The organism is Williamsia phyllosphaerae (genome assembly GCF_014635305.1).
In the GTDB taxonomy this organism is placed as follows: domain Bacteria; phylum Actinomycetota; class Actinomycetes; order Mycobacteriales; family Mycobacteriaceae; genus Williamsia_A; species Williamsia_A phyllosphaerae.
The window spans coordinates 134,632-150,707 of record NZ_BMCS01000002.1; the positions used below are offsets into that span (position 1 = coordinate 134,632).

At 69.9% G+C, this 16,076-nt stretch carries 17 protein-coding genes; 11 read left to right on the forward strand and 6 right to left on the reverse strand.

Annotated elements, in window-relative coordinates; all coding sequences use genetic code 11:
- Positions 1–11: 11 nt before the first annotated feature.
- Positions 12–542, forward strand: coding sequence for a putative immunity protein (locus IEV93_RS14520; protein ID WP_229705197.1), 531 nt, complete (start codon positions 12–14; stop codon positions 540–542).
- A gap of 118 nt (positions 543–660) precedes the next feature.
- Entirely contained in the window at positions 661–1,272 is a 612-nt protein-coding gene (locus IEV93_RS14525) for a class I SAM-dependent methyltransferase (RefSeq protein ID WP_188490714.1), read from the forward strand.
- Here the strand turns inward: IEV93_RS14525 and IEV93_RS14530 are convergent.
- Positions 1,261–2,421: an aminotransferase-like domain-containing protein gene (locus IEV93_RS14530; RefSeq protein WP_229705198.1), complete on the reverse strand. Its 1,161-nt coding sequence runs from the start codon at positions 2,419–2,421 to the stop codon at positions 1,261–1,263. The two genes, IEV93_RS14525 and IEV93_RS14530, sit on opposite strands and share 12 nt — an antisense overlap.
- 129 nt (positions 2,422–2,550) lie before the next feature.
- Complete coding sequence (locus tag IEV93_RS14535; protein WP_188490715.1) at positions 2,551–3,978, reverse strand: NAD(P)H-quinone dehydrogenase; 1,428 nt, start codon at positions 3,976–3,978, stop codon at positions 2,551–2,553.
- A gap of 141 nt (positions 3,979–4,119) precedes the next feature.
- Between IEV93_RS14535 and IEV93_RS14540 the strand changes: the two genes are divergently transcribed.
- Positions 4,120–4,605, forward strand: coding sequence for a gamma-glutamylcyclotransferase family protein (locus tag IEV93_RS14540; RefSeq protein ID WP_188490716.1), 486 nt, complete (start codon positions 4,120–4,122; stop codon positions 4,603–4,605).
- Positions 4,606–4,623: 18 nt separating this feature from the next.
- Here IEV93_RS14540 and IEV93_RS14545 read toward each other — a convergent pair whose 3' ends face one another.
- Positions 4,624–5,883, reverse strand: a complete 1,260-nt coding sequence (locus tag IEV93_RS14545; protein ID WP_188490717.1) for a lipase family protein — start codon at positions 5,881–5,883, stop codon at positions 4,624–4,626.
- A 110-nt stretch (positions 5,884–5,993) separates the two neighbouring features.
- Here IEV93_RS14545 and IEV93_RS14550 point away from each other — a divergent pair, with 110 nt between their 5' ends.
- From IEV93_RS14550 to IEV93_RS14560, 3 genes are read left to right on the forward strand one after another with little or no spacing between them, the layout of a single operon-like run.
- Positions 5,994–6,593 carry a TetR-like C-terminal domain-containing protein gene (locus tag IEV93_RS14550; RefSeq protein WP_188490718.1) on the forward strand — a complete coding sequence of 200 codons (600 nt, stop codon included), beginning with the start codon at positions 5,994–5,996 and terminating at the stop codon, positions 6,591–6,593.
- Positions 6,594–6,653: 60 nt separating this feature from the next.
- Entirely contained in the window at positions 6,654–8,177 is a 1,524-nt protein-coding gene (locus IEV93_RS14555) for a TLP1 C-terminal extension domain-containing protein (RefSeq protein ID WP_188490719.1), read from the forward strand.
- The gene (locus tag IEV93_RS14560; RefSeq protein WP_188490720.1) at positions 8,174–8,965 is read left to right on the forward strand and encodes an enoyl-CoA hydratase-related protein; all 792 of its coding nucleotides are present in this window, start codon (positions 8,174–8,176) and stop codon (positions 8,963–8,965) included. The genes IEV93_RS14555 and IEV93_RS14560 overlap by 4 nt, the downstream gene beginning before the upstream one ends.
- A gap of 4 nt (positions 8,966–8,969) precedes the next feature.
- On the opposite strand, the gene IEV93_RS14565 is transcribed toward IEV93_RS14560, so the two are convergent.
- Positions 8,970–10,127: an amidohydrolase gene (locus tag IEV93_RS14565; protein ID WP_188490721.1), complete on the reverse strand. Its 1,158-nt coding sequence runs from the start codon at positions 10,125–10,127 to the stop codon at positions 8,970–8,972.
- Between the two features lie 26 nt (positions 10,128–10,153).
- Complete coding sequence (locus IEV93_RS14570) at positions 10,154–10,846, reverse strand: enoyl-CoA hydratase/isomerase family protein (protein WP_188490722.1); 693 nt, start codon at positions 10,844–10,846, stop codon at positions 10,154–10,156.
- Between the two features lie 74 nt (positions 10,847–10,920).
- Here IEV93_RS14570 and IEV93_RS14575 point away from each other — a divergent pair, with 74 nt between their 5' ends.
- From IEV93_RS14575 to IEV93_RS14585, 3 genes are read left to right on the forward strand one after another with little or no spacing between them, the layout of a single operon-like run.
- Positions 10,921–11,745, forward strand: coding sequence for a purine-nucleoside phosphorylase (locus IEV93_RS14575; RefSeq protein WP_188490723.1), 825 nt, complete (start codon positions 10,921–10,923; stop codon positions 11,743–11,745).
- On the forward strand, positions 11,742–13,286 hold the full coding sequence (locus IEV93_RS14580) for a phospho-sugar mutase (RefSeq protein WP_268237494.1): 1,545 nt from the start codon (positions 11,742–11,744) through the stop codon (positions 13,284–13,286). The genes IEV93_RS14575 and IEV93_RS14580 overlap by 4 nt, the downstream gene beginning before the upstream one ends.
- The gene (locus tag IEV93_RS14585; protein ID WP_188490724.1) at positions 13,283–14,089 is read left to right on the forward strand and encodes an ABC transporter ATP-binding protein; all 807 of its coding nucleotides are present in this window, start codon (positions 13,283–13,285) and stop codon (positions 14,087–14,089) included. The genes IEV93_RS14580 and IEV93_RS14585 overlap by 4 nt, the downstream gene beginning before the upstream one ends.
- Before the next feature lie 8 nt (positions 14,090–14,097).
- Here IEV93_RS14585 and upp read toward each other — a convergent pair whose 3' ends face one another.
- Positions 14,098–14,721, reverse strand: a complete 624-nt coding sequence (gene upp / locus IEV93_RS14590) for a uracil phosphoribosyltransferase (protein WP_188490725.1) — start codon at positions 14,719–14,721, stop codon at positions 14,098–14,100.
- Positions 14,722–14,774: 53 nt separating this feature from the next.
- Here upp and IEV93_RS14595 point away from each other — a divergent pair, with 53 nt between their 5' ends.
- Together IEV93_RS14595 and IEV93_RS14600 are read left to right on the forward strand one after the other, a co-directional pair.
- The gene (locus IEV93_RS14595; RefSeq protein WP_188490726.1) at positions 14,775–15,080 is read left to right on the forward strand and encodes a type VII secretion target; all 306 of its coding nucleotides are present in this window, start codon (positions 14,775–14,777) and stop codon (positions 15,078–15,080) included.
- On the forward strand, positions 15,077–16,051 hold the full coding sequence (locus IEV93_RS14600; RefSeq protein ID WP_188490727.1) for a C40 family peptidase: 975 nt from the start codon (positions 15,077–15,079) through the stop codon (positions 16,049–16,051). Before IEV93_RS14595 ends, IEV93_RS14600 begins: the two co-directional genes overlap by 4 nt.
- The last annotated feature ends 25 nt before the right edge of the window (positions 16,052–16,076 follow it).

The following is a 16,076-nucleotide window of genomic DNA, read 5'->3' on the forward strand; positions in this document are numbered from 1 at the left end:
GTCTGCCGTTCGTGACGGACTCGATTGCCCTCACCACAGAGGAGCTACGCGCGGTGACCCGGTTTGCGACCAACTGTGCCCGGGAGGTCCTCGCTGTTTTCGAGAACGACCATCCCCTCGACGGTCGCCCACGGGCCGCAATTCGATCAGCGCAGGATTTCGTCGACGGCGGCCGCCGGACCCGATTCATGCGAATCAGCGCCTTTGCAGCGAACACCGCGGCGACCGAAGCGACTACCACGGCGGCCGCTCACGCCGCCCGTTCGGCTGGTCATGCGGCAGCAGCGGCCTACCTGCATCCATTGACGAACGGCCATCAGGTAAAACACATTCTTGGATCCGCCGGCCATGCGGCGCGCGCCGCCGAACTCGCGTACCCCGGTTTGTTCGATGCCACGCGCAACCTGCGCACTGCCACTGAACAAGCCACGTCGACGGTCGTGTCTGTCCTGAAGCGGTATCCACCCGCCCCTTCGGGCGGAGGGCGTGTGGGCGAACTCGTTCGCGAACTGGACTCCGCTCTTCGGGCTCGATCTCTCTGATGCGAGGGGACCATGCGACCGGCGCCGGAACTATCGAGGTCGTGGCCGACGGGCCCCACGTTTGCCGGAACGGCAACAGTGCTGGCGCCGGGCGGGTCTCATCCGACAGGCTGCACACATGACGGATTCACAGGCGGTCGCTGCGGAGTGGGACGAACGCTTCAGCAGTTCCGAGCAGTTGTTCAGTGGTCGACCCAATGGTTCCCTGGTCGCCGAGGTCGGTGAGCTGCCCGCCGGCCGGGCCCTGGACGTCGGTTGCGGTGAGGGCGCCGACGCCATCTGGTTGGCGCAGCAGGGCTGGACGGTCACCGCGCTCGACGTGTCCCGCGTGGCGATCGATCGCGGCGCCGAGGCTGCCCGGCGGGCCGGGGTCGAGGTGACGTGGCAGGTGTCCGACCTGTCCGGACTCGCTGCCTCCGATCAGTACGACCTGGTGACCGTGCACTACCCGGCGCTGCCCAGCTCCCCCGATCGCCGGGCCGAGCACGCCCTGATGTCCGCGGTCGCACCGGGCGGACTCCTGCTCGTCGTGCACCACGCCGACATGGACGCGGAGACGGCACGCGCGCACGGGTTCGATCCCGCCGACTACGTGGGGACCACCGACATGGTCACCGCGCTCCTGGAGGGCGCCTGGCGTGTCGATCTGGACACCCGCCGACCACGCGACGTGGCCGCCGGGGGCGGACGCCACACTCACGACGTCGTGCTGCGCGCGCTACACGCCTGACGCCGCCGCGAGGCGGGTGACCGCCCGGTCGATGTCGGCGGGGGCGAGGGTGGCGAAGCTGAGCCGCAGACAATCGCCGGCGTCGCGGGAGACCGCGAACGCAGACCCCGGGACGTAGGCCACGCCGTGTTCGACGGCTTCGCCGAGCAGTGCGGTCGTGTCCACCCCGGGAAGACGGACCCAGCAGAACATGCCGCCCTCCGGCGCGGTGAACTCCGCGGCCGATCCGAGGTGGGTCGTGAGCGCATCGACCAGTGCGGTGGCACGCGAGCGGTACGCGTCGCGGACGCTCTCGACGTGTCCGTCGAGCCAGTCGCGGTCGGTCAGCAGGTCGGCCACCATCGCCTGGGTGAAGGTCGATCCACACAGATCTGCGCCCTGGCGCAGTCGCTCCACGAGCGCGATCACCGCCGTCGGCGCCACACACCATCCGACGCGCAGCGCCGGGGCGAGGATCTTCGACACGGTGCCCAGGCTGATGATGCGGTCGCCGAAGTGCCGCCACGGCGTCGGCTCCGTCCCTCGAAACCGCAACTGCCCGTAGGGGTTGTCGTCGATGATCCAGAACCCGTACCGCTCGGCGAGGCGGGCGAGGTGAGCGCGCCTGCCGTCGTCGGCGGTCACGCCGCCCGGGTTGTGGAAGGAACTGACGGTGTGCACGATCACCGGCCGCGCTCCGGCCTCGCACCATTGCTCGAGCAGGTCGGTGTCGATGCCGCGGTCGGTCAGCGGCAGACCCCGGACGTCGGCCCGCACCGACTGGAACACCTGCAGAGCACCGACGTACACCGGATCGTCGACGACGACGAGGTCGCCGGGATCGACGAGCGCATGCGCGAGCAGGAACAACGCCTGCTGCGATCCGTGGGTGATGAGAACCTGCTCGGGATCGTCGATTCCCTCGTGCCGCGCGATGGCGTCGCGGCACTCGCGCAGCCCCGCGCTGACCGTGTACTGCAGAAGGTTTCGATCACCGACCGCTCGCTGCGCGGCCAGGGCGATCCGTTCCTGCGGGATCAACTCGGTGGCCGGCAGCCCACCGGCCATGCTGAGGACGTCGGGGCGCTCGGTGAGGCTGAGCAGGTCGCGGATCGCCGAACCGCGGACGTTGGACAGGGCGGCGGACGGGGTGACGACGGGTGCGGACACGTGGGACTCCAGGAAGTACGAGGTGAGTCGGTGATACGTGTGGTCACCAGATGACGGGGGATGTCCCGTTGCTCACGCTACGCTCCGCATTCCACAGGATGAAAGCATGTTCCCAGATGTCGAGACGACTCAATCCAGATCGTCGTGCCGGATCAACTGTCGCGCCGCCTCGGTCACCGACCCGGTGAGCGAGGGGTAGACCGAGAACGTCTGGGCCAGATCGTTGACCATCAGCTTGTTCTGGACGGCCAGTGCGATCGGCAGGATCAGCTCGGATGCATTGGGCGCCACGACGACTCCGCCGATGACAACACCGGTGGCCGGGCGGCAGAAGATCTTGACGAAGCCCCGGCGCAGCCCGCTCATCTTGGCGCGCGGATTGGTCGAGAGCGGCAACATCACGGTGCGGGCCGGGTACTCACCGTCGTCGATGGCCTGCTGGCTGACGCCGACGGTGGCGATCTCCGGACGGGTGAAGATCGCCGACGCGACCGTCTTGAGCTTGATCGGGACGACGCCCTCGCCGAGCGCGTGGTACATCGCGATGCGGCCCTGCATGGCCGCGACGGAGGCCAACGGCAACAGCCCGGTGCAGTCACCGGCGGCGTAGATGCCGGGCACCGACGTCCGCGACACCCGGTCGACGCTGAGGTAGCCGCCCTTCGACAACTCGATGCCGACGTTCTCCAGCCCGAGCCCACCGGTGTTGGGTACGGATCCGACCGTCATCAACACGTGTGATCCCGAGACGACGTTGCCGTCGGCCAGGTGGACGTCGACACCGTCATCGGTCCGGCGGACCGCGTCGGCGCGGGCGTGCTTGATGAGCGTGACACCGCGTTCGGCGAGGACGTCCTCGAGCACGAGCGCCGCATCCTCGTCCTCACCGGGCAGCACGCGGTCTCGGCTCGACACCAACGTGACCCGAACCCCCAGCTCGGTGTAGGCGTGCACGAACTCCGCACCCGTGACACCGGAACCGACCACCACGAGGTGCTCGGGCAGCTCCTCGAGGTCGTAGAGCTGACGCCAGGTGAGGATGCGCTCCCCGTCCGGCTGTGCGTCGGGCAGCACACGCGGCGACGCGCCCGTGGCGATGAGGACCACGTCGGCGTCGATGGTGATGTCCGGATCGGGTTCGACGCCGTCGGCGCGCTCGGCCACCGGGGTGACGATCACCCGGTGGGTCGACATGCCGATCTCGGCGTCACCGAGGCGTGCGCGGCCGGCGACCAGGTGGACGCCCTCGCTGACCAGACGGGACCGGATGTCGGCGGACTGCGCGAAGGCCAGGTCACGGACCCGCTGATGGATCTGCGGCAACGACACCAGCGCGTCGTCGTGATGCAGGTTGATGCCCAGGTCCACCGCTCGACGCACCTCGGTGCGGATTCCGGTCGAGGCGATGAAGGTCTTCGACGGAACGCAATCCCACAGCACGCACGCGCCGCCGATCCCGTCCGAGTCGACGACCGTCACGTCCGCGCCGTAGGCGGTCGCGGCGAGCGCGGCCTCATATCCTGCGGGCCCGCCGCCGATGATCGCGATCCTGGTCATGCGCTGACATCACTCCTGTGGTTGTGAGTTCGTGGACGGCCGTCTTGTGGACATGCCTCGCGAAGAAACGCTAGTCGATCCATGACCGACTTCGCCGACCGCGCTCTCACATGACCACCGAGGCTCATCTAGGCTTTCGCCGTGCCGATATACGCCGCCTACGGGTCGAACATGCACCCGGACCAGATGATGGAACGGGCCCCGCACTCCCCGATGGCGGGTACCGGATGGCTCAACGGCTGGCGGCTGACGTTCGGCGGCGGCGACATCGGCTGGGAGGGCGCCCTGGCGACCGTCACCGAGGACCCCGACGATCCGGATGCGCGCGTGTTCGTCGTCCTCTACGACGTCACCCCCGAGGACGAACTCACCCTGGACAGCTGGGAGGGATCCGAGCTCGGGATCCATCGCAAGATCCGCGCCCGGGTGCACACCGACGACGGCGCGGTCCTGGCGTGGCTCTACGTGCTCGACGCGTTCGAGGGCGGACTGCCGTCGGCCCGCTACCTCGGCGTGATGTCGGAGGCCGCGGAAATCGCGGGCGCACCGGCCGACTACGTCCACGCGCTGCGGGTCCGCGACGCCCGCAACGTGGGGCCCGGCCCCGGCGACACGCTCGACACCTGAGCCGTCTCGGCCGGCGGTTCAGCAGTTGCTCGGCGGCTCGGTTCCTGAGAAGCGCGCCTGAAGCCATTGCAATGCGGGCGCGACGGTGGCGAGACCGAGGACATGGCCGAGTGCGGTCTTCGGCAGGATCTGCGGCAGCGGGAGGTTCGCCGATTCGACGGTGACACCGCGTGAACACCACGCGCGCTGGAGTCTGAGCGTCCCCCGTGCCGCCACCAGGTCGTCGCCCAGATTCTGTCCGACGTACACCGGCATCGACGGCGTCAGGTTTCCCAACGTCTGCGCAGCGGTCAACGACTTCAGCGGCTCGGTACGCAGATACGCCGAGATGGACCGCCCGTCGCGGGTGTAGTCCGTCGTCGATCCGAACGGATTCATCTGTAGCGCGTTGAACACGCAGTAGCTTTGCGAGCGATACAGGAGTTCACGCCCCCGCGCGTTGAACACCGACAACAACTCTCGGGCGTGCTCGGGGTAGGCGGCGACGAATCCGCTGATCACCCACCCGATCCCGCCGGACAGGACAGAGCGGTCACCGTACTCGGCGAGATCGTTCAGATCCGGTGCTGGCGCTCCGACGAACGCGCCGACGAACGGCAACTCGGGCGCGTAACTCGACGCGAGTTCCGCCGCGGCTCCGGACGCCTGACCGCCCTGCGAATACCCCCACAGAGCAATTGGTGCGTCACGGGAGACACCCTGGGAGCCCATCGACCCTGCCGCGCGGGCGATGTCGAGCAGCGCGCGTCCCGCGTCGACGCGGTTCAGATACGGATGCACCCCCGGCGTGCCCAGCCCCATGTAGTCGGTCAACGCCACGCTGTAACCCGACGCGAGTAGCAGCCCTATCTGCAGATTCTCGTACTCCTGACCGAACACCATCAGCTTCGACGGCGCGCACTGGTCACCCATGCCCTGCGTTCCCGGGGCCATCGCAACCACCGGCCGGGGGCGCTTTCCGGTCCACGGACGTGTCGGCACCAGCAGTGTTCCGGTCACAGCGACGGGCTGATCCTTGACGTTCTGGCTGAGGTACATCACCCGGGTGACGCGAGCGTCGATGACGGCGCCGGTTCCCGGGATCAGAGCATCGACGGACGGCGCGGTCCGCAGAACGTCACCCGGCGCGCCGACGGGCAGTGGAACCGGTGGCCGATAGAAATCCGTGCCCACATTCGGCGTCGGCGCGGCGACGACCACAGGTGTCGCGGCGACTCCCAGGACCGCGAACAGGACGGTCGCCACGGCGATGGTTCGGGTGACGTGACGCCTGTACATGGGGCCTCCTGGGGTCGTTCGGCGGGTGTGATCGCGCTCACCCTATTTCAGACATTTCTTGTCCGCAATAGGCCGACAGCGTTCGGGGTCAGAGGTGAGACAATCGCCGGATGCCTCAGGACCAGCGCCGCGGCCCCGGCAGGCCTCGCGACGCCGACATGGAGGCCCGGGTCTTCGACGCCGTCCTGGAGGTCTACTGGGAGACGAGCTGGCGGGGGTTCACCTTCGACGCCGTGGCCCGTCGGGCCCGGGTGGGGCGGGCTGCCCTGTACCGGCGCTGGGCGAGCAAGGAGGACCTGCTCGTCGCCGCGCTCGAGGCCCGCAGTCCCCTGCCCGCACCCATCGACACCGGCTCGGTGCGCGGCGACCTCGTCGAACTGTCCGACCAGCTCGCGCGGGGGTACGCCGAGCTGGCCGGACTGGTCTCGATCCGCGTGACCCTCGACGCGATGGTCAACCCGGACCTGCTGGCCCACCTCACCGACACCCTCAACCAGAGCCGGTTGGTCACCACCCGGGCGATCGTCAGTCGGGCGGTCGCCCGCGGCGAACTGCCCCCGAACACGTCGACCACGCTGCTGCTCGAACTCGTCACCGGTGCGGTGCTGAGCCACGCGTTGTTCTCCCATCCGCACCGGAGCGCCGAGACCGATGCGTCCCCCCGGCACTCGGAGATCGTGGTGGAGACGGTCCTGCGGGCCCTCGTCTAGGTCTGAATCACAGCGGCGGACCTTTTACAGACAGTCACTGTCTGTATTAACGTCGACAGCGTGGCAGACCCCAGCACCGTCCCCGTCATCATCGGCGTGTCCGACCTGCGTTCTGGCGGCGCCGGCGGCGCTGTCGACCCGCGGGAACCGGCCGCGTTGATCACCGAGGCGACCGACGGCGCGATCGTCGACACCGGCGTCGCCGATCTCGGGCCGCGGATCGACACCATCTTCGCCGTCAAGACCGCGAGTTGGTCCTACGACGATCTGCCCGGCCTGATCGCGCGGCACGTCGGCGCCACATCGCCGCAGACCCTGACCAGCTCGATCGGCGGGCACTGGCCCGCCGCGTTGCTCGACCGCATCGGGTCACAGATCGCTGCGGGGACCACGTCGGTGGCTCTGCTGATCGGCGGTGAATCCGCCGCCTCGACGCGGGCACTGTCGAAGTCGGGCCTCGATCCGGTCGGGCAGGGATGGCTCTGCGAGCCCGGCGGTCCGCCGGATTTCAGCACCGACGACCTCGGCAGCGACGACATGCGCCGGGCGAACGTCGTCGCGCCGACCCGCGTGTACCCGCTGTTCGAGAACCGGTTCGGCCACGAGCGTGGCCTCACCCCGCGGGAGGCCCTGCGTGAGTCGGCGACGATGTACGCGCGTTTCTCCGAGATCGCCGCCGGACATCCCGTGGCCTGGACGCCCACCGTCCGCTCGGCCGACGAGATCGCCACGGTCGGACCCCGCAACCGTTCGGTGAGCGACACCTATCCGTTGATGATGAACGCCATGCCGTTCGTCGATCAGGCCGCGGCCGTGGTGGTCTGCTCGCTCGCCGTGGCCCGGGAGCTCGGCGTGGCGGAGGACCGAGTGATCCATCTGTGGGGCGGGGCCGGTGCCACCGACACCCCCGACGTCGTCGCACGGGAGCACTTCGGGCACTCCCCCGCTCTGACGTCGGCGGTCGACCGGACCCTGAGCCGCGCCGGTATCAGCGGTCACGACGTCGGGATCGTCGACGCGTACAGCTGCTTCCCGATCGTGCCGAAACTGCTCCTGCGCGCACTCGATCTGCCGGATTCCGTGGTGCCGAGCGTGCTCGGCGGACACTGCTCGTTCGGCGGTCCCCTCAACAGCTATTCGTTGCACGCCGTCGCCGAGGTCACCCGACTCCTGCGGGCCGGCGATCCGGGCGCGGTGGCGATGGTGCATGCAAACGGTGGCTACCTCACCTACCAGCACACTGTGCTGCTCTCGCGCGACGCACATCCCGACGGCTACATCGGTGACCCGGACCACGTCCGCATCGAGTCCGCGGCACCGGAACTCGCGATCGACTACGCCGGCGACGCCGAGATCGTCACGGCCACCGTCGAATACGACCGCGATGGTGACCCGAGAATGGCGGTGATCATCGCCGAGACCGCGGACGGACGTCGGGTGGCCGGGCACACCGACGCGGTCGACGCAGCCGAACTACTCGGCCACACCGCCGGCGGGACACGCTCGCTCGTCGGCACCGCGATCGCAGTGACCGACCGTGACGGCCTGCTCGCCGTGACCATCCGAGAAGAGGCGCACACATGACCGCAGTCGTACTCACCGAGCAGCGGGGACACACCCTGCTCGTGACCATCAACCGCCCGAAGGCGGCCAACAGCATCAATGCCGAGGTCCACCAGCTCCTCGGGCAGGCCTGGGAAACAGCGCAATCGACCGACTCGATACGTGCGGTGGTGCTGACCGGCGCCGGTGAGGCGACGTTCTGCGCCGGGGCCGACCTGAAGGCCCTCGGCACCGCGGGCCCCGAGGGCATCACCCCGCCCGACACCGCGCACTGGGGTTTCGCCGGCGTCGTCCGACACCCGATCACCAAACCGATCATCTGCGCGGTGAACGGCAACGCGCTCGGGGGCGGCACCGAACTCGCCCTGACCGGCGACCTCGTGGTGGCCGCCGACACCGCCACGTTCGGTCTGCCCGAGGTGCGCCGCGGCCTCATCGCCGGAGCCGGCGGGGTGTTCCGGCTCGTCTCGGCCATCCCCCGGGCGATCGCGATGGAACTGCTGCTCACCGGAACGCCTCTGCCCGTCGCGGACGCCGCGCGGTGGGGTCTGGTCAACCGCGTCGTCCCGGCCGCCGACGTCGTCACGGCCGCACTGGAACTGGCCGACACCATCGCCGAATGCGCACCCCTGGCCGTGCAGGCGAGCAAGGTCGTCGCGCGCGGGATCGTCGACGGTGCGATCCCGTCGGAGTCGCAGGGGTGGGAGCAGACCGAGGAGGCACTGGCGCGGTTGACCGCCTCGTCGGACACCGTCGAGGGCATCGTCGCGTTCATGGAGAAGCGTGCCCCGGTGTGGACCGGCCGGTGAGGTCCTAGGCCGCAGGCGCCCCGAGGACCAGACCGGCCAGCGTCCGCACCCCGATCGCCAGGGCACGCTCGTCGAGGTCGAAGTTGGGTTGATGCAGATCCACCGGTGACCCCGCGCCACTCCAGACACCCAGGCGTCCCATGGCGCCGGGCACGTGTTCGAGGTACCACGAGAAGTCCTCGCCGCCACCGGACTGCGGGGTGTCGGCGACAGCGTCGTCCGAAATGGCCGCGACGCTGCTCCGCAGCATGGCGGTCGCCTCGATGTCGTTCACGACCGGCGGTACACCGCGGTGGTAGTTCAACTCGTACGGCACCGCCAAGGGGGCCAACAGGCCGCCGATGACCTCGCGGACGAGCGGCTCGAGCAACGCCCATGTCGCATGGTCGCCAGTGCGCACGGTGCCCTTGAGCCGCCCCTCCTGCGGGATCGCGTTGGCGGCGTTGCCCGCATGCGCGGCACCCCACACCATGACGGTGCCGGTGCGGGGGTCGATGCGCCGCGACAACACCGCGGGCAGCCCGGTGATGACGGTGCCCATCGCGTGGATGAGGTCGGCGGTGAGGTGCGGTCGCGAGGTGTGGCCACCGGGCGAGTGCAGCAGCAGGTCGACGTGGTCGGCGGCCGAGGTGATGGCCCCCTGCCGCAGACCCACCTTGCCGACCTCCAGCTTCGGGTCGCAGTGCAGCGCGAAGAACCGGGAGACCCCCTGGGTGACACCGGCTTCCACCGCGTCACGGGCACCACCCGGCATGACCTCCTCGGCCGGCTGGAACACCAACCGGACACCGACGGGCAGGTCGCCCGCCGAGGCCAGGATCTTCGCGACCGCGATCAGGATCGAGGTGTGCGCGTCGTGTCCACACGAGTGGGACACCCCGTCGACCGTCGAGGCGAACGGCAGCCCAGTCCGTTCGGCGATCGGCAATGCGTCCATGTCGGCCCGCAAGGCGATCACCGGGCCGGCCGGACCCAGGTCGCACACCACGCCGGTACCGAGAGGCAGTCGCTGCGGGGACAGTCCGGCGGCGGTGAGTTCGGCGAGCACGAAGTCGGTGGTGCGGAACTCCTGTCGCGACAGCTCCGGGTGCGCGTGCAGGTCGCGCCGCCAGCCGATGAGTTCGTCGCCGTGGCGCGCGAGCCAGTCATCGACGTGCCGCATCGCCTCCGGGCCCGATCTGATCGGGCTCACGAACCGTTGGCCGACGGAGTCGCCAGGTCGGTGAGCAGTGTGCGACGCAGGCCCTTCTTGATCACGGCCAGATTCGGTCCCGCGAACGGCACCCGGTCAGCGGCGACCGCACGGGCCGTCTGCATCAGGTCGTCGGCACCGACCGCCTGGTCGACGATGCCGAACTCGGCCGCCTCGACCGCGCCGTAGCGGCGTCCGGTGGTCATCGCCTCGGTCACCGTGGCGTTCGGGATGCGTTCACGCAGCAGCGAGGTCATGCCCACCGGGAACGGCATGCCGAGGACGACCTCGGGCAGCGACCAGTAGCCGCGCTCGGTCCGCATCACGCGGTGATCGGCGCACTGCGCCAACATCGCACCGGCGCCGAACGCGTGGCCGTTGATCGCGGCGACGGTGGCCACCGGCAGCGACAGGACGCGGGCGTAGAGCCCGTGGACGAGGTCGATGTACGGGTCGATCTTCGACGGGTCGGAGATCTGCGCGATCTCGAGCCCGTTGCTGAAGTACTTACCGGTGGCGGTGATGACCAGGGCGCCCGAGGGCTCTTTCTCGACGGTGTCGAGCAGGCCGTGCACGGTGCTCATCCAGGTGGAACCGAACCGGTTCTCCGGGTTGTCCGGATCCAGCTCGGCACCCTCGGCGCCCAGGTAGAGCTCCCACACGGCATCGGTACGACTCAGATACGGCATCGCACGACCATATCGTGTGCACCAGAGCGGGCTCAGGTCGTGCGCACCGTTGGGATCGCTCTACCCTTTTCTCCATGAGCCGGCCGAACCCCGTCACCGATCCGACCGTCGACGCCGAGGCCGCGGCGGCTGCTGCGGCCGCGATGATCGGCGAACGCACCGGCGTCGCCGCACACGACGTCGCGGTGGTGCTCGGATCGGGGTGGGCACCGGCCGCCGAGACCCTGGGCAGCGCGTCGACGACGATCCCGATGGCCGAGCTCCCCGGTTTCACCCCTCCCAGCGCGGCCGGTCACGCCGGTGTCGTGCACTCGGTCCCCATCGGGACGCGGCGCGTGTTGGTGCTGCTCGGGCGCACCCACGCCTACGAGGGCAATCCCCTTGCGCGCGTGGTGCACGCCGTTCGCACCGCGGCGGCCGCGGGTGTGCACACGGTGATCCTCACCAACGCCGCGGGCGGTCTACGCGATGGCATGTCGGTCGGCCAGCCGGTCCTGATCAGCGATCACCTCAATCTCACCGCGCGGTCGCCGCTGGAGGGCGCGCAGTTCGTCGACATGGTCGATGCATACACACCGCGTCTGCGCGACATCGCCCGTTCGGTGAGCCCCGACCTCGCCGAAGGTGTGTACGCGGGGCTGCCCGGTCCGCACTACGAGACGCCGGCCGAGATCCGGATGCTGCGCACCCTGGGGGCCGACCTGGTCGGGATGTCCACCGTGCACGAGACCATCGCCGCACGGGCAGCCGGACTCGACGTGCTGGGGATGTCGCTGGTCACCAACCTGGCCGCCGGCATCACCGGCGAACCCCTCGATCACACCGAGGTCCTCGAGGTGGGACGCAACTCGGCCGGCGCGATGGGGGCACTACTGGCCCAGGTCATCGAGGGGCTGTGACCCGATTGCGTTTCGGCACCGCGGGACTGCGCGGTCGGGTCGGTCCCGGTGCCGATGAGATGAACGTCGAGGTCGTCGGGCGCACCACCGCCGCGCTGGCGCAGTGGCTGCTCTCCCACGGGCACCGTGGCGCGACCGTGGTCGTCGGACGCGACGCCCGGCACGGATCGGCGGAGTTCTTCGCCACCACGGTCACCGAACTCGGGGCCGCGGGCTTCGATGTCGTGGCGTTGGACTCCCCGTTGCCGACCCCGGTGCTCGCGTTCACCACCCGCGAACTCGGCGCGGCGGCCGGGGTGATGATCACCGCATCGCACAACCCGCCCGCCGACAACGGCTACAAGGTGTACCTCGACGGTGGGGCCCAACTCATCCCGCCCGCCGACGCCGAGATCGAGGAGCTCGTCGACGCCGACGCGGCCCCGCCGCCTGATCCCGCCCCCACCGCGCCGCACCCCGATCCCCGCGCCACCGCGGCCCCGGATCGCTATCTCGCCCGCATCGCGACCCGGCTGGGGACCCGCCACTCCTCGGTACGGATCGCGCTGACCCCCATGCACGGTGTCGGGGGCGATCTTGCGCTGCGTGCACTCGCCGCCGCCGGTTTCGCGGACGTCGTGGTGGTCGACGAGCAGTTCGCCCCCGACCCGGACTTCCCCACCGTCGCCTTCCCCAACCCGGAGGAACCCGGGGCGTCGGATCTGCTTCTCGCACTGGCCCAGCGGCGCGGCGCCGACATCGCGATCGCGCTCGATCCCGACGCCGACCGGTGTGCGGTCGGTGCCGTCGTCGACGGCCGCTGGCGGATGCTGACCGGGGACGAGACCGGGGCGTTGCTCGGATCGGCCGTGCTCGCCGAGGCCGACCCCGGCGTCGAGCCCTCCGTCGAGCCCCTCGTCGCCAGCACCATTGTCTCGGGCAGCATGTTGGCCGAGATCGCCGCGGCCGCGGGCGCGCGACACGTGCGAACCCTCACCGGATTCAAGTGGCTGGTGCGGGCCGGCGACGGCCTGCGGTACGCCTATGAGGAGGCCATCGGCCACTGCGTCGACCCGGATGCAGTGCGCGACAAGGACGGAATCAGTGCCGCGGTCGCGCTGGCGATCCTCGCGCACGATCGTGTGGCCGCGGGCGGCGGTCTCGGCGACGCCCTCGACGACCTCTTCATCCACCACGGCGTGCACCGCACCGGGCAGGTCGCCATCCGGGCCGAGCGCCTGTCCGACATCGCCGACACCATGGCCCGACTCCGCGCCACGCCGCCGACGACGTTGGCGGGTGTGGCCGTCGACATGAGCGACCACGCCACGCGGTCCGACGAACTGCGGACCGACGCCGTCGCGTTCACCGGGTCGTCGGATGGTGCCCGGATCCGTCTCGTCGCCCGACCGTCCGGTACCGAACCCAAGCTGAAGTTCTACCTCGAGGTGGCACTCACGCCGACCGACCTGGACCATCTGCGGGCGCACAAGGATCGGGCCGACACGGTGCTCGACCAGCTCCGGGACGAGGCGGGACAACTCGCGGGAGGTGGGTCATGATCGAGGCCGAGGCGTCGACGGTGGTCTCGGCATCCGGGATCGACGTGGTCCGCGGCGGGCGATTCCTGTTGCGCGACATCAGCCTGCAGGTGGCCGCCGGGGAACACTGGGCGCTGCTCGGCCCCAACGGGGCGGGCAAGTCGACGCTGCTGCACATCCTCGGGGCGTTCGGTCACCCGACGAGTGGCACCGTCGACGTATTGGGCAATCGTCTGGGCCGGGTCGACATGCGTGAACTACGCACCCACATCGGCCACGTCGACCCCCGACACCGACTCGATCTGCCGCTCCCCGCCCACGAAGTGGTCCTGACCGGGCTCACGAACACACCGGAACTCGACGCCCGACGCACCTACACCGCCACAGAGCACCGTCATGCCGACGAGCTGCTGGACGTGCTCGGCATGGGCGATCGCCGATCGCTGGTGTGGACGACGATGAGTCAGGGCGAACGCGGTCGGGCCCTCGTGGCGCGTGCCCTGATGGCGCGCCCGTCCCTACTGCTGCTCGACGAGCCAGCCACCGGCCTCGATCTGGCCGCGCGCGAACAGTTGCTGATCGGCATCGATCAGCTGCGCTCGGAGGTCAGCGATCTCGCGAGCATCCTGGTCACGCACCATCTCGAGGACCTCCCCGCCAGCACGACGCACGCGCTGCTGCTCCGCGACGGCGTGGCCACGGCTCAGGGTCCGGTCGACGAGGCGCTCACCTCGGAGTCGATCAGCGACTGCTTCCGACATCCGGTGGTGCTGCGCCGTGACGGGGGCCGATGGTCGGCGATGTCGTCGGCCGGGCGGGCCTGAGGGACCGCTCAGCGAGGACCGAACTGGCGGTCACCCGCGTCGCCGAGGCCCGGGACGATGTAGGCGTTGTCGTTGAGTCCGTCGTCGACGGCCGCGGTCACCAACCGGACCGGGTGTCCCGATTCGGCCAGCGCGCTCACGCCCTCGGGCGCGGCGACCACGCAGACCGCAGTGATGTCGACGGCACCGCGACCGACGAGCAGCTCGATCGTGTGCAGCATCGATCCGCCCGTCGCCAGCATGGGATCGAGCACGAACACCGGTGTACGCGACAGGTCGTCGGGAAGCGACTCCAGGTACGGCACCGGCTGGTGGGTCTGCTCGTCACGTGCGATCCCGACGAAACCGACGTTGGACTCGGGGACCATCGCGTGTGCCTGCTCCACCATCCCCAGGCCGGCGCGCAGCACCGGCACCAGCAACGGCGGGTTCGCCAGTTTCGCGCCGGTCATCGTCGCGACCGGGGTGGTGATCTCCACATCGGCGACCGGCGCGCCGGACAGCGCCTCGTAGATCAGCATCTGGGTGAGGTCGGCGAGCGCGCCGCGGAACGACGCGTTGTCGGTGCGTTCGTCTCGCAGCGTCGTCAGTCGTGCTCGTGCCAGCGGGTGATCGACGACGGTGACATCCATGGGGTGATCGTAATGGTCGGAACCGTCCGGGCGCGCGCACCGTCGAACCACCCATGAACCCCATCTCGGTCGATCCGACCACCCTCACCTCCGTGGCCGCCACCCACGCCACGGTCGCCTCCGACATCGACTCGGTGGTGTCGCACGCCGATCTCGACGCCATCGCGCTCGGTGTCGTATTCGGCATCATCGGAACGGATTTCGCGGTCGCCGCACAGTCGGCCACCCACCGGTACCGCGAACAGGTCTCGGCGGTGGCCCGGGAGTCCCACCGGATCACCCGCGACGTCGGTGCCGCCGCCACGGCGTATCGCACCACCGACCAGGACGCGGGTACCGGCATCGCGGCCACCGCATGACGCCAATCGATGCGCTCGCAGCCCCCATCCGGTCACTGCTCGACTCGGTGGGGACCGGGGCGACCTCGGCCACCGACCCGTCGGTGTCGGTGCGCGAGACAACCGCCGAGCTCGAGCGAACCGACGCGCGATTGCGCCATGCACTCGATGCCGCGATCCGCGACTGGGAGTCGACGGCCGGAGACGACGCGCAGACGACACTGGGTCGCCATCGCTCGCAGACGAGACACGCCGCCAAGGACGGCACCAGCTTGACGTCGGTGATCGAGCAGGCGGCACAGTCGGTACGGCGGGCCGCGGTCGAGCTCCGCGGCATCCTCGACTCGTTCGTCGCCGCGGCGGATGCGATGGGTCCCGCGCTGTACACGCCGACCGGCGTCGCGATGATCCTGCCCGTGGCCGCCGACCACCTGCGGCGCGCGGTGGCCGTCGTCGAGCGCACCCGGGCCGACCTCGACGGCCAGTCGCGTCGACTGCAGACCATCGGGAGAACCATCACCCCCGGCGATCCACACAGGGTCGCCGTCGTCGGCGCCGTCAGGACGCACGCGGCCTCGGCCGGCCCGCCGACTCCCGGCGCGATCCCGATCACCCTGCCGGACGGCTCGGTCGCCTACGCCCCGAACCGACGAGCGGCCACCGCGGTGCGCGCCGCGCTCGCGCAGCAGGGTGTCCCCTACGTCTGGGGCGGTACGACACCCGGGCGAGGTCTGGACTGCAGTGCCCTCACCCAGTACGCGTATCGGCGAGCCGGAGTGGAGCTGCCGCGGCTCGCCCAGGACCAGGACACCGCGGGCTACCGCGTCGATCGGGGCGAGCTGCTGCCCGGCGACCTCGCGGTGTGGTCCGGACACGTCGCGATGTACGTCGGCAACGACCAGATGGTCGAAGCGGGCAACCCGGTCCAGGTGTCACCGGTGCGCACGAACAACCTCAACCAGGCCTTCGAGGGCTTCTATCGTCCCCGCTGACACCGTTGGAAAGGCCCCGACCAGG